Consider the following 11879-nt stretch of genomic DNA (forward strand, 5'->3'; position numbering starts at 1 on the left):
TCCCAGGCCTCGCGCACCTGCGCGGCGCTGGGCTGGAAGCGCTGCTCCGCACCCGCCGGCAGCAGCACGGCCTCGGCATCGGCCGCGGCGACGAAATGCCGGTTGCAGGGGTAGCAGGGATCGGGCATCAGCACCCGGTCGCCGCGCTCGAACAGCGCCAGGCAGGCCAGCTGCAGGCCGGCCGAGGCGCCGGCGGTGATGACGATGCGCTCGGGCGCGATGGAGAGGCCGAAGTGCTGGCGGTACCAGGCGGAAAGCTTCTCGCGCAGCGCCGGCAGGCCGGTCGCGGGCGTGTACTGCGTGCGGCCGCTCTCGATGCAGGCTGCCGCGGCCTGCTGCACCAGCGCGGGCGCGCCGAAGTCCGGCTCACCGATGTTCAGGTAGATCATCGGCCGGCCGCCGAGGGCCGGGTCGCACAGCGGGCCGCGGGCAATCTCCGCCGCGGCCTTGGCGCACTCCATCACGTAGAAGGGCTCGATATGGTCGAGCCGCTCGGCCAGCTTCATTCAGCGTTTCGCAGCGGCCACTTCCTGCGGACGCAGGTCGGCCGCCGCGCGGTCCAGCACGCCGTTGACGTACTTGTGCCCGTCGGTGCCGCCGAAGGCCTTGGCCAGCTCGACCGCCTCGTTGATGGCCACGCGATACGGAATGTCGATGCAGTGCTTCAGCTCGTAGGCGCCGATCATCAGCACGCCGTGCTCGATCGGGCTCAGCTCGGTGGTCTTGCGGTCCACGTGGCGCGAGAGGACGGCGTCCAGGTCGGCGGCCTCGGTGATGCAGCCGTTCAGCAGCGCGTCGTAGTGGGCCTTGTCGATCTTGCCGAAGCCTTCCTGCTCGCGCGTGTGGGCGTCGATGGCACCGACCTCGTCGCCGGTCAGCAGCCACTGGTAGATGCCCTGCAGCGCGGCCTCGCGGGAGCGGCGGCGGGCGGACTTGGGCTGCGCGCGCTTGGCCGGCGCCTTGGCGGCGGGCTTCTTGCCGCCGTTGTTGCTCGGGGCCTCGCTCATTGCAGCGCCTCCAGCAGGTTGGCCATCTCGACGGCGACGCGCGCCGCCTCGCGGCCGTTCACCTCGGCGCGGGCCCAGGCCTGCTCGGTGTTCTCGACGGTGAGGATGGCGTTGGCGATCGGCAGCTGGTTGTCCAGCGAGACGCGGGTCACCGCGGCACCGCTTTCGTTGGAGACCAGCTCGAAGTGGTAGGTCTCGCCGCGGATGATGCAGCCCAGCGCCACCAGCGCATGGAATTCCTCGCGGGCGGCCAGCGCGTCCAGCGCCACGGCCACTTCGAGCGCGCCGGGCACGGTGACGTGCAGGATCGCGTCCTCGGCGACGCCCAGCGCCTTCAGTTCGGCGGTGCAGGACGCGGCCAGCGTGTCGGTGATCTCGGCATTGAAGCGCGCCTGGACGATGCCGATGCGGAGCTTGCTGCCGTCCAGGTTTGCGGCCTGGCCCTTGTCGGAACCTTGCATGATGGTCTGCTGATCCTTGTCGTTATTGTTCGTTGGGGCCGACGAAGCCGGTCACTTCGAGGTTGTAGCCGGTCATGCTGGGCATGCGGCGCGGGCTGCCCATCAGGCGCATCTTGTGGACGCCGAGCTCGCGCAGGATCTGCGCGCCGACGCCGTAGGTGCGCAGGTCCATCGCGGTGGGCGTGGGCGCCTGGTCGGGCCGGGCCTGCAGGCGGCCGATGATGCCGTCGGCGTCCTCCCCGCAGTTCATCAGGATCGCCACGCCGGCGGTGCTGCGCTGGATCTGCGCCAGCGCGGCGGGCAGCGGCCAGGAGTGGGCGCAGGGGCCGGCTTCCAGCAGGTCCAGCATCGACAGCGGCTCGTGCACGCGCACCAGCACGTCGTCGGCCGGGGTCCAGGCGCCGTGGGTCAGCGCCAGGTGGACGGCGCCGGTGCGGTCGCGGAAGACCTGGCAGTCGAACTCGCCCTGGGCGGTGTTCAGCTTGCGCTGGGCCACGCGCTGGATCAGCGATTCGTTGCGGCTGCGGTGCTCGATCAGGTCGGCGATGGTGCCGATCTTCAGGCCGTGCTCGGCGGCGAACTTCTCCAGGTCCGGCAGGCGGGCCATGGTGCCGTCGTCGTTCATCACCTCGCAGATCACCGAGGCGGGTTCCAGGCCCGCCATGCGGGCGAAGTCGCAGCCGGCCTCGGTATGGCCGGCGCGCATCAGCACGCCGCCGTCCTGCGCGCGCAGCGGGAAGATGTGGCCGGGCTGGACCAGGTCGGCCGCCACCGCGCCGCGGGCGACGGCAGCCTGCACGGTGCGGGCGCGGTCGGCCGCGGAGATGCCGGTGGTGACGCCGGTGCGGGCCTCGATCGAGACGGTGAAGGCGGTGCCGTGCTTGGTGCCGTTGCGGGTGGCCATCGGCGGCAGCTGCAGGCGGTCGCAGCGCTCGTTGGTCATCGTCAGGCAGATCAGGCCGCGGCCGTACTTGGCCATGAAGTTGATCGCCTCGGGCGTCACGTGATCGGCGGCGATGACGAGGTCGCCCTCGTTCTCGCGGTCTTCTTCGTCGACGAGGATGATCATGCGGCCGGCCGCCAGTTCGGCGACCAGCTCGGAAACGGGGGAGATTGGCATGGGGCGGGATTGTAAGGGCCCCCGCGCTAACCCCTATGGCCGACGGGCCCTCAGCCGGATGTCTGCGCCGATCGGCGTGGCCTCGACGAACTGCCAGTCGAGCGCGTCGGCCAGGGTGGTGAACGGCCCCAGCGCCGCCAGGCCGCGGCCTTCGCCGATCAGCTTGGGCGCCAGGTAGACCAGCAACTCGTCCACCAGGCCTTCGCGCAGCAGCGAGCCGTTGAGCTTGTGGCCGGCCTCGACGTGGAGTTCGTTGATGCCGCGGCGGCCGAGATCGTCCAGCACCGGGGCGAGGTCGACCTTGCCGGCGGGGTTGGGCAGGGTGACGATCTCGGCGGCCAGCTCGGGCCGGGCAGCGTGGACGGCGGCGTAGAGCAGCACCTCGCCCGGGGAGCCGAGGATCTTCGCGTCGGCGGCGATCTCCAGCCGCGAATCGATGACGACGCGCAGCGGCTGCCGCTTCGTCTCCACCAGGCGCACGTCGAGCCGCGGGTCGTCCTCGCGCACGGTGCCGATGCCGGTCAGCACCGCGCCGGCGCGGCGGCGCCAGGCATGGCCGTCGGCGCGCGCGGCGGTGCCGGTGATCCATTGGGACAGGCCGTTGTCCAGCGCGGTGCGGCCGTCGAGCGAGGCAGCGATCTTCATGCGCACGAAGGGCCGGCCACGCTGCATGCGCGAGAAGAAGCCGATGTTCAGCTCGCGTGACTCGTCGGCCAGCAGGCCCGTCTCGGTGGCGATGCCGGCGGCCTGCAGGCGGGCCATGCCTGTGCCTGCAACTTGAGGGTTAGGGTCGACGACGGCGGCGACCACGCGCGCCAGGCCCGCCGCGATCAGCGCGTCGCAGCAGGGCGGCGTGCGGCCGTGGTGGGAGCAGGGCTCCAGCGTCACATAGGCGGTGCCGCCGCGCACGTCCTGGCCGCGGGCGGCGGCGTCGCGCAGGGCCATCACCTCGGCATGGGCCTGGCCGGCCTCCTGGGTGTGGCCGGCGCCGATCACCCGGCCATCGGCGGCCAGGATGACGCAGCCGACGCGCGGGTTCGGGTCCGACAGGCCGATGGCGCCCTCGGCCAGTGCGAGGGCGTGGCGCATGGCCGAGAGGTCGTCGGGGTGGTGCTGGGGATGCGCGGACATGGCGGCGAGTCTAGGGCACTGACAATGCGTCCATGCCGAATCGCCGACACCTGCTGATGACCGCCGCCAGCCTGCTGGCACCGCCCCTGGCGCGGGCCGCCTCCTGGCCCCGTGCCGCGGCCGTGCCCGGCGGCGTGGCGCGCGTGGCGCTGGGGCCGGCGGCCGAACGCCCGCGGGCGAGCCGTGCCACGCCGGAGGGCACGGTGCCTCTGCTGGTGGTCGGCAATCCGGGTGGCTGGACGGCGCTGGTCGGCATTGCGCTGGCGGCAGCGCCGGGCGAACAGGCGATCGAGGTCGAGGGCCGGCGCATCCCGTTTCGCGTGAGCGCCTGGCGCTATGCCGAGCAGCGCCTGCGCGTCGCCCCGGGGCAGGTCGACCTGTCGCCCGAAGACCAGGCGCGCCATGAGCGTGAGCGGGCGCACCTGGCGACCGTCATGGCCGCATTCAGCGAAGGCCCGCCCCAGCGGCTGCTGATGCAGCCTCCCGTCCCCGGCCCGCGCTCGAGCAGCTTCGGCCTGCGCCGCATCTTCAACGGCCAGCCGCGCAGCCCGCACAGCGGCATGGACATCGCTGCCGCTGCCGGCACGCCGGTGCGGGCAGCGCTGGACGGCCGGGTGATCGACGTCGGCGAGTATTTCTTCGCCGGCGGCTCGGTCTGGCTGGACCACGGCGAAGGGCTGCTGACGATGTACGGCCACCTGAGCGCCATGGACGTGAAGCCCGGCGACACGCTGCGCGCCGGCGAGCGGCTGGGTGCCGTGGGCATGACGGGCCGCGCCACCGGGCCGCACCTGCACTGGGGCGTGATGCTGAACCGGGTGATGGTCAATCCGGCGCTGTTCATCGAAGGCTGAGGCGGATCGATCGTGTCGTGGGCCACGCAGGCGGGTGCGTGGAGGGGGGGCGCCGATCGCCGATGGCCGGCGTGACATGCAGACGCTATTGGCCCGCCGCCTGCTGGGGGCTTGAACGCCCTTTGGGATAATCGCCCGGTGAAGACACCGAGTTCCCCCAGCCCCTGGCGCCTGTCCGTCGCTCCGATGATGGATTGGACCGATCGCCACTGCCGCTACCTCCATCGCCTGCTCACCCGCTACACGCTGCTCTACACCGAGATGGTGACGACCGGCGCGCTGCTGCATGGAGACAAGCCGCGGCATCTCGACTTCAACGACGCGGAGCACCCGGTCGCGCTGCAGCTGGGCGGCTCCGAACCGGCCGACCTGGCCGCCTGCGCGAAGCTGGCCGAGCAATGGGGCTACGACGAGGTCAATCTCAACTGCGGCTGCCCCAGCGAACGGGTGCAGAAAGGGGCTTTCGGGGCCTGCCTGATGGCCGAGCCGGCGCTGGTGGCCGATGGGGTCAAGGCGATGCGCGATGCCTGCGGCATTCCGGTGACAGTCAAGCACCGCATCGGCATCGATCGGGAAGAGAGCTACGAGTTCGTGCGCGATTTCGTCGGCACGGTGGCCGCCGCCGGCTGCGAGGTCTTCATCGTCCATGCGCGCAATGCCTGGCTGAAGGGCCTGTCGCCGAAGGAGAACCGCGAGATCCCGCCGCTGCGCTACGGGCTGGTCCATCAGCTCAAGAAGGAGTTCCCGGCGCTGACGATCGCGATCAACGGCGGCCTGAAGGACGACGACGAGATCGCCGAGCAGCTCGCCCATGTGGACGGCGTGATGGTGGGCCGCCAGGCCTATCACGAGCCCTGGCAGATGGCCGCCTGGGACCAGCGCTTCTTCGGCACGCCGGGCCCGGCCGAATTGTCGAATCGGGGCCGCGAACAGGTGGAGGCGGCCTGGGTCGCCTACCTGGAGAAGCAGGGCGAGCGCTGGCCGCAGGCGATGCGCCATGCGCTGGGCCTGTGGAACGGCCAGCCGGGCGCGCGGCGCTGGCGGCAGGTGTGGTCGGACCACAAGCTCAAGGCGATGGCGCCGGCCGCCGTGGCCGCGCTGGCCACGAAGGCGCGGCTGGAACAGCTTGAGCGCCTGGCGGCCGGCGAACAACTCGTCAGCTGAATTCCGGGCTTCGTCGCAGCGGGGCTGGCCGGGCGGGCCAGCGCTCGCGAAGATCGGCCGATGCGATCCCTCATCCTGCTGATCCTGGCGCTGCTCACCGGCAGTCTCGCTAACGCCGTGCCTGAGCGGATCGCCGATGGCGTCGTCCTGCTGCGCGACAGCTTCGAGCCCGGCAGCCAGCCCGACGGCAACAGCCTGCTGCTGCAGGGGCCGCAGGGCTGGGTGCTGTTCGATGCCGGCCGGCACGGCCCGCACACGCAGGCGCTGCTGGACTTCACGAAGGGCGAGCTGCGGGCCGTCATCAACTCGCATTGGCACCTCGACCATCTGGGCGGCAACGTGCTGCTGCGGGGCGGCCAGCCGGGGCTGGTGGTCTACGCCAGCGCGGCGGTCGACAAGGCGCTGTCCGGCTGGCTGGCCGACTACCGCCGCCAGCTGCAGGGCTACCTGAAGGACGAGCAGATCCCCGAGGCCGCCAAGACACAGATGCGCGTGGACCTGGCCTTGCTGGACGAGCCGCAGGCACTGGCCCCCGACATGCACATCACCGGCCCACAGGCGCTGACGCTGGCCGGCCGCGAGCTGCGCGTGGGCCTGGAAACGGCCGTCAGCGGCGGCGACGTCTGGCTGCTGGACACCGCCACCGGCACGCTCGCCAGCGGCGATCTGGTGACGCTGCCGGTGCCCTTCATGGACACCGCCTGCCCGGACGAATGGAGCGCCGCGCTGGGCCGCCTGGAGGCCGTGCCCTTCCAGCGCCTGGTGCCCGGCCACGGGCCGGTGATGGATGCCGCTGATCTTCGGCGTTATCGCGAGGCCTTCGATGGGCTGCTGGCCTGCGCGGCCGGCAGCCGTCCCGAGGCTGACTGCACCAGCGCCTGGGCCGCGGCGCTGGGCGGTCTGATCGCCGAAGCGGACCGCGCCCGCGTGCCGGCGATGCTGGACTACTATTTCAAGTCCCGGCTGCGCAGCCCGCAGCGGGACAAGTTCTGCACCGCCGCCCGATGAAGTCAGTCCATTTCCACTGTTATGACACCGCGCTGGGCTCCTGTGGCATCGCCTGGGACGAGCGCGGCGTGATCGTCGGCTCGCAGCTGCCGGAAGAGAGTGCTGCGGCCACTCGGGACCGGATGCGCGCGCGCTTTCCCGCCGCCCGCGAGTCGGGCCAGCCGCCGGCGTCGGTGCTGCGCGCGATGGACGGCGTGCGCCGCCTGCTGGCCGGCGAGACCGATGCGATCGACGAACTGCTGGCCGTCGAACTGGACGACAGCCGCCTGCCTGAATTCAACCGCCAGGTGCTGGCCCTGACCCGCCGCATCCCGGTCGGCCAGACGTTGACCTACGGCGAGGTCGCCACGCGCCTGGGCCAGCCCGGCGCCGCCCGCGCCGTGGGCCAGGCCGAGGGCCACAACCCTTTCGCTCCGATCGTGCCCTGCCACCGGGTGATGGGCAGTGGCGGCATCGGCACCGGCTTCTCCGCGCATGGTGGGGTGGTCACGAAGATGAAGCTGCTGCGCATCGAGGCGCGCGCCGCGGGGCAGAAAACGGTCGGCGAGCAGGGCGACCTGTTCTAATTCCGCCCATGTCCTTTGCTTCCCTGGGCCTCGCGCCCGCCCTCGTTCGCGCCGTGCGCGAGCAGGAGGGCTATCACACGCCAACGGCCATCCAGGCCGCGGCGATTCCCGCCACGCTGCGCGGCGCCGATGTGCTGGGCCTCGCCCAGACCGGGTCCGGCAAGACCGCCGCCTTCGCGCTGCCGCTGCTGCAGAGGGTCATCGAACGGGAAGGGCTGCGTCAACTCGCCGCCGTCGTGCTCGCGCCGACCCGCGAGCTGGCGATCCAGACCGGCGAGGTGCTGCGCGACTTCGCCCGCTCGCTGCCGCAGCGATTGAAGATTGCCGTGGCCTTCGGTGGCGTGTCCATCAACCCGCAGCTGATGGGCCTGCGCGGCGGCTGCGACATCATCGTCGCCACGCCGGGCCGCTTCCTCGACCTGGTCGACCACAACGCGCTGCGCCTGAACGGCGTGCAGATGCTGGTGCTCGACGAGGCCGACCGCCTGCTCGACCTCGGCTTCAGCGAGGAACTGCAGAAGATCCTCGCGCTGCTGCCGGCGCAGCGGCAGAACCTGTTCTTCTCGGCCACCTTTCCGCAGGCCGTCCGCACGCTGGCCGAAGGCCTGCTGCACGAGCCCGAGCGCATCGAGATCGCGCCCGAGCCGGTGCGCAGCGATGCGATCATGCAGCGCGCCATCCATGTGGACGCGGCCGACCGGACGCCGCTGCTGCGCCACCTGCTGGAGACGGAAGGCTGGACGCGCGCGCTGGTCTTCGTCGCCACCAAGTACGCCACCGAGCACGTGGCCGACAAGCTCTGGGCCAAGGGCATCAAGGCCGGCTCGCTGCACGGCGAGCTGAGCCAGGGCGGCCGCTCGAAGGTGCTGGCCGCGCTGAAGGCCGGCGAGGTGCAGGTGCTGGTGGCGACCGACGTCGCGGCCCGCGGCCTGGACATTCCCGAACTGCCCGCGGTGGTGAACTACGACCTGCCGCGCGCCGCCGCCGACTACACCCACCGCATCGGCCGCACCGGCCGGGCCGGCGCCACCGGCGTGGCGGTGAGCTTCATCCCGGCCGATGCCGAAGCGCACTTCCGCCTGATCGAGAAGCGCCAGGGCAAGCGCGTGCCCCGCGAGCAGCTGGCGGGCTTCGAGCCGGAGGAAGTGGCCAGCGAGCAGCAGGCTACCGGCGGCATCAAGGGCAAGCGCCCGAGCAAGAAGGACAAGCTGCGGGCGGCCGCGGCTGCCGAGGCTGCTGCCAACGGCCGCTGAGTGGCAGAGTCTGCCATTGGAGGTTTCTTGCCATGCCCACTCGTAACGTCGTGCTGACGGACCATCAGGCCGAACTGGTCGATCGGCTGGTGTCCTCCGGCCGTTACCAGAACGCGAGCGAGGTCTTGCGTGATGGCCTGCGTCTCGTGGAGCGCGACGCATCGGAGGCCGAGGCGAGACTCCATGCCTTGCGCGAGGCCGCGCGTATCGGCCTGGCCGACATCAAGGCTGGACACTACCTGGAGTTCGATGACGATGCCGCCCTGGCTGAACACCTGCAGGCCTTGATGGACGCGGCCCTTGGCGCGCCGAAGGCGAGACGTTCCCGATGAACGCTGCCGGGCGCCGTCGTTGGACGGTGCGCGTGGCGGCAAGTGCCAACGCCGACATCGACGGCATCGTTCGATGATCAGCGGAGCGATTCGGACAAGCGCAGGCGCGGACCTATGCCCAGACGCTGTCGGCGGCGGTCATGGCATTGCGGGATGGCCCGGAGATCGCCGGGGTCAAGGCGAGACCTGAGATCGGCAAGGGTGTGATGACACTCCGGGTCGCACGCCACGGTCGCAGAGGAAGCCACTTCCTGATGTTTCATCTGGCGAGTGCATCCGCTCGTGAACTCGAAGTGTTGCGGGTCCTGCACGAGGCGATGGACCCGCAGCACCACCTTCCCGAGTAGGCGCTCAATCCCAGGGCGCCGTTTCCAGCACCGGCGCCGCTTCGTCAGCCACCGCCGTGGCACTCTCGCTAACGTCCGGACTCGCCGGCAGCGCCGCCAGCGCCGCGCCCGCAGCGAAGAAGTCGTGCTCGCCGCCCAGGCCCTCGATCAGCGCCGGGATCAGCTCGCCCAGCTCGCCCGCGGCAATGACCGCGTCGGCGTCGAACTGCTCATCCTTCTGCACCTTGTCGTGGCCCTCGAAGACCAAGTCCAGGAAGGCGATCTTCTTGATCTGCAGCGTGTCGGTCAGCATGAAGGTGACGCGGTCCTTGTAGCTCATCGCCAGGCGCGTGGGCTTCTTGCCGCTCTTCAGGTGCTCCCGCACTTCGTCGATGTCCAGCGCATGGCGGGCGTAGCGCACGGCGGACTTCATCTCGTCCTCGCTCTTGAGTTCGCACTCGCGGTCGATCGTGAAGCCCTCGGGCGGCACGCCATCCATCAGCCAGGCGGCCATGCAGGTGGAGGGCGCCTCGGCGGTCTGCACCAGGTGCAGGGCCATGCCGTCCAGCGTCTTGACCAGCAGGCTCACGACCTCTTCGCAGCGGCCCGGGCTGGACGCATCGATCATCAACAGGCGCTGGGCCGGCGCGATCCACACGCGCACCGCGCTGCGCTTCTTGAAGCACAGCGGCAGCAGCTCGTGGGTGGCCTGTTCCTTGAGGTCCTTCAGCGCCTTCTTGCCGGGCTTGCGGCCGGTCTGCTCCTCGATCTCGGCGGCGATCTCGTCGACCCGCTCCTTGACGACCGAGCCGGGCAGCACCTTGGACTCGAACTGCAGCTTCAGGTGCAGGTGCCCGTCGATCACCTCGACCAGCGGGGCATGCTCGATGCCGCGCGGCGGCACCCAGCCGAAGGACAGTGGCTCGCTGGGATTGCAGGGCACGAACTCGCCCTTGGCGAGCGCGGCTTCAACTTCTTCGCGGCTGGGCTGCCACTCGGCGCCCAGGCGGTACACGGTCAGGTTCTTGAACATCCGGAAATCTTGATCAGCGTCGCTACGAAAGGGCGTGATTCTGACAGCTCAGGCGGCCTGTTCCGCGAGTTGGCGCAGCAGCCGCTCGAACACCTCGGGCGGCTGGCCGCCCTGGATCAGGTGGCGGTCGTCGATGATGACGGACGGCACGGAATTGATGCCGTGCTGCTGCCAGGTGGCCTCGGCCTCGCGCACCTCCCGGGCATAGGCATCGCCGGCCAGGACTTCGCGAGCCTTGGCGGCGTCCAGGCCGGTGGCGGCCGCGGTCTGCACCAGCGTCTCGTGATCCGACGGATCCTTGCCCTCGCTGAAGTAGGCGGTGAACAGCGCCATCTTCAGCGCCTTCTGCTCGGCCGCGCCGATGGTGCCGGCCCAGTGCAGCAGCCGGTGCGCGTCGAAGGTGTTGTAGATGCGGCTGCGCCCGCCCATGTCGAAGGTGAAGCCCAGTGCCGCGCCGCGCTGGTGGATGTTCTCCCGCGAGGCCTGCATCTGCGCTGAAGTAACGCCATATTTCTGCGTCAGGTGCTCCTCGATGTCCTGGCCCTCGGCAGCCATCTTCGGGTTCAGCTCGAAGGGCTGGAAGTGCAGCTCGGCCTTCAGCTCGGGCAGCTTGTCCAGCGCCTGCTCGAGCGACTTCAGCCCGATCACGCACCAGGGGCAGGACACATCGGAAACGAAATCGATTTTCATGCTCAGATCCTCCGATCGCTCGGGCGGGCGAGGTAGAACCACTCGGTGCCCGGCTTGGCATTGACGGCAGGGAACACGATACGCCCGTCGGCCGGTGCCAGCACGGCCTCGCCGCTGGCGCGGGTGCCGATGCGCTGGCCCTTCTCGACCGAGTCGAAGCTGGCCCAGGCGCGCTCGAAGCTGTCGCCCTCGTGCTCGCGGTCGATCACCTCGTAGAGCTGCAGGAGCTCGGGCTGGGTGGCCGGGCGCGGCGTCGCGGCCTCGGGGGCGATCAGGCCCAGCAGGGCCATCACGCGCAGGATGGCCTGATAGGCGAACTCGGGCGCATTCGGGTCGGCATGCTGGCCGCATTCCAGCGTGATGCCGTAGCCGCGCTGCGAGCGCTTGTATTCGGTGGTGCCGACACCGTAGTGCGGATCCTGCTGCAGCGAGGCGGCGCGGGCGTCGATGGCGGCATTCTCCGCGCGGGCGGCGCGGCGCTCCAGGCCCAGCGCGTAGGTGGAGAGCCAGCCCTCGACGATGCGCTCGGTGCCCACGCTCAGCGCCAGGCGCCCCTCGGCCTCCGCATGCATGAAGGGCTCCAGCGGGCCGTCGTTGTTGCGCGGGCCCAGCATCGCGAAGGGCTGGCCCTGGCCCTGGAAGGAGTGCAGGTCCAGCAGCACGTCGCAGGCGGCCAGCTGCGGGCACAGCTGGGTGTTGATGCGGTCCTCGTAGTCCTGCGGGATCACCGGCGGGCGCATGTTGCGGTTCAGGTTGCGGTCGCCCTCGCGGCGGCCGAGCTTGTTGGCCAGCTCGTTGACGACCGGGATGAAGGTGACGCTGCCCTTGAGCAGCGTCAGCGCGCCGCTGTCGAGCTGCTCGATCACGCGCCTGATCGCGGCCACGCCGCAGATCTCGTTGCCGTGGACGGCGGCCGTCACCAGCAGCTTGGGGC

At 70.6% G+C, this 11879-nt stretch carries 14 protein-coding genes and 1 pseudogene; 7 read left to right on the forward strand and 8 right to left on the reverse strand.

Features of this window, described 5'->3' with window-relative positions; translation table 11 throughout:
- From B0W88_RS24790 to ribD, 5 genes are all read right to left on the reverse strand, one after another.
- Positions 1-506: aminotransferase class I/II-fold pyridoxal phosphate-dependent enzyme (locus tag B0W88_RS24790; RefSeq protein WP_144006945.1), on the reverse strand; the 506-nt coding region annotated here is incomplete at its 3' end.
- The gene (gene nusB / locus B0W88_RS24795; RefSeq protein ID WP_077037285.1) at positions 507-1007 is read right to left on the reverse strand and encodes a transcription antitermination factor NusB; all 501 of its coding nucleotides are present in this window, start codon (positions 1005-1007) and stop codon (positions 507-509) included. It abuts the gene before it with no gap.
- Entirely contained in the window at positions 1004-1468 is a 465-nt protein-coding gene (gene ribH / locus B0W88_RS24800; protein ID WP_077037286.1) for a 6,7-dimethyl-8-ribityllumazine synthase, read from the reverse strand. Before ribH ends, nusB begins: the two co-directional genes overlap by 4 nt.
- Before the next feature lie 22 nt (positions 1469-1490).
- Positions 1491-2588 carry a bifunctional 3,4-dihydroxy-2-butanone-4-phosphate synthase/GTP cyclohydrolase II gene (ribBA, locus tag B0W88_RS24805; protein WP_077037287.1) on the reverse strand — a complete coding sequence of 366 codons (1098 nt, stop codon included), beginning with the start codon at positions 2586-2588 and terminating at the stop codon, positions 1491-1493.
- 33 nt (positions 2589-2621) lie between these two features.
- Positions 2622-3719, reverse strand: coding sequence for a bifunctional diaminohydroxyphosphoribosylaminopyrimidine deaminase/5-amino-6-(5-phosphoribosylamino)uracil reductase RibD (gene ribD / locus B0W88_RS24810; protein WP_233151835.1), 1098 nt, complete (start codon positions 3717-3719; stop codon positions 2622-2624).
- Between the two features lie 32 nt (positions 3720-3751).
- On the opposite strand from ribD, the gene B0W88_RS24815 reads away from it, so the two are divergent.
- The 7 genes and pseudogenes from B0W88_RS24815 to B0W88_RS35340 form a co-directional block, all read left to right on the forward strand.
- Positions 3752-4573 (forward strand): peptidoglycan DD-metalloendopeptidase family protein, encoded by an 822-nt coding sequence (locus B0W88_RS24815; RefSeq protein WP_198937931.1) that lies wholly within the window; start codon positions 3752-3754, stop codon positions 4571-4573.
- Between the two features lie 186 nt (positions 4574-4759).
- Positions 4760-5737 (forward strand): tRNA dihydrouridine(20/20a) synthase DusA, encoded by a 978-nt coding sequence (gene dusA, locus B0W88_RS24820; RefSeq protein WP_083749049.1) that lies wholly within the window; start codon positions 4760-4762, stop codon positions 5735-5737.
- Positions 5738-5797: 60 nt separating this feature from the next.
- Positions 5798-6745 (forward strand): MBL fold metallo-hydrolase, encoded by a 948-nt coding sequence (locus tag B0W88_RS24825; protein ID WP_077037289.1) that lies wholly within the window; start codon positions 5798-5800, stop codon positions 6743-6745.
- Entirely contained in the window at positions 6742-7311 is a 570-nt protein-coding gene (locus B0W88_RS24830; protein WP_077037290.1) for a methylated-DNA--[protein]-cysteine S-methyltransferase, read from the forward strand. Before B0W88_RS24825 ends, B0W88_RS24830 begins: the two co-directional genes overlap by 4 nt.
- A gap of 8 nt (positions 7312-7319) precedes the next feature.
- Positions 7320-8564, forward strand: coding sequence for a DEAD/DEAH box helicase (locus B0W88_RS24835; protein ID WP_077037291.1), 1245 nt, complete (start codon positions 7320-7322; stop codon positions 8562-8564).
- Between the two features lie 32 nt (positions 8565-8596).
- Complete coding sequence (locus B0W88_RS24840) at positions 8597-8896, forward strand: type II toxin-antitoxin system ParD family antitoxin (protein WP_077037292.1); 300 nt, start codon at positions 8597-8599, stop codon at positions 8894-8896.
- 92 nt (positions 8897-8988) lie between these two features.
- A pseudogene (locus tag B0W88_RS35340) lies at positions 8989-9243 on the forward strand (type II toxin-antitoxin system RelE/ParE family toxin); the annotation flags it as partial.
- A gap of 4 nt (positions 9244-9247) precedes the next feature.
- On the opposite strand, the gene B0W88_RS24850 reads toward B0W88_RS35340, so the two are convergent.
- The 3 genes from B0W88_RS24850 to B0W88_RS24860 form a co-directional block, all read right to left on the reverse strand.
- The gene (locus tag B0W88_RS24850; RefSeq protein ID WP_077037293.1) at positions 9248-10255 is read right to left on the reverse strand and encodes a recombination-associated protein RdgC; all 1008 of its coding nucleotides are present in this window, start codon (positions 10253-10255) and stop codon (positions 9248-9250) included.
- Between the two features lie 48 nt (positions 10256-10303).
- Positions 10304-10945 carry a DsbA family oxidoreductase gene (locus tag B0W88_RS24855; protein ID WP_077037294.1) on the reverse strand — a complete coding sequence of 214 codons (642 nt, stop codon included), beginning with the start codon at positions 10943-10945 and terminating at the stop codon, positions 10304-10306.
- Positions 10946-10947: 2 nt separating this feature from the next.
- A partial coding sequence (locus B0W88_RS24860; RefSeq protein WP_077037295.1) for a succinylglutamate desuccinylase/aspartoacylase family protein occupies positions 10948-11879 on the reverse strand: 932 nt, incomplete at its 5' end.

Origin of the sequence: Pelomonas sp. KK5 (assembly GCF_001984095.1) — a bacterium.
Taxonomy (GTDB): domain Bacteria; phylum Pseudomonadota; class Gammaproteobacteria; order Burkholderiales; family Burkholderiaceae_C; genus KK5.

Coding starts and splice junctions, on each gene's coding strand:
- B0W88_RS24815 (WP_198937931.1), top strand. CDS start 3,752: ATGCCGAATCGCCGACACCTGCTGATGACCGCCGCCAGCCTGCTGGCA.
- B0W88_RS24850 (WP_077037293.1), bottom strand. CDS start 10,255: ATGTTCAAGAACCTGACCGTGTACCGCCTGGGCGCCGAGTGGCAGCCC.
- dusA (WP_083749049.1), top strand. CDS start 4,760: ATGATGGATTGGACCGATCGCCACTGCCGCTACCTCCATCGCCTGCTC.
- B0W88_RS24840 (WP_077037292.1), top strand. CDS start 8,597: ATGCCCACTCGTAACGTCGTGCTGACGGACCATCAGGCCGAACTGGTC.
- nusB (WP_077037285.1), bottom strand. CDS start 1,007: ATGAGCGAGGCCCCGAGCAACAACGGCGGCAAGAAGCCCGCCGCCAAG.
- ribBA (WP_077037287.1), bottom strand. CDS start 2,588: ATGCCAATCTCCCCCGTTTCCGAGCTGGTCGCCGAACTGGCGGCCGGC.
- B0W88_RS24830 (WP_077037290.1), top strand. CDS start 6,742: ATGAAGTCAGTCCATTTCCACTGTTATGACACCGCGCTGGGCTCCTGT.
- B0W88_RS24835 (WP_077037291.1), top strand. CDS start 7,320: ATGTCCTTTGCTTCCCTGGGCCTCGCGCCCGCCCTCGTTCGCGCCGTG.
- ribD (WP_233151835.1), bottom strand. CDS start 3,719: ATGTCCGCGCATCCCCAGCACCACCCCGACGACCTCTCGGCCATGCGC.
- ribH (WP_077037286.1), bottom strand. CDS start 1,468: ATGCAAGGTTCCGACAAGGGCCAGGCCGCAAACCTGGACGGCAGCAAG.
- B0W88_RS24855 (WP_077037294.1), bottom strand. CDS start 10,945: ATGAAAATCGATTTCGTTTCCGATGTGTCCTGCCCCTGGTGCGTGATC.
- B0W88_RS24825 (WP_077037289.1), top strand. CDS start 5,798: ATGCGATCCCTCATCCTGCTGATCCTGGCGCTGCTCACCGGCAGTCTC.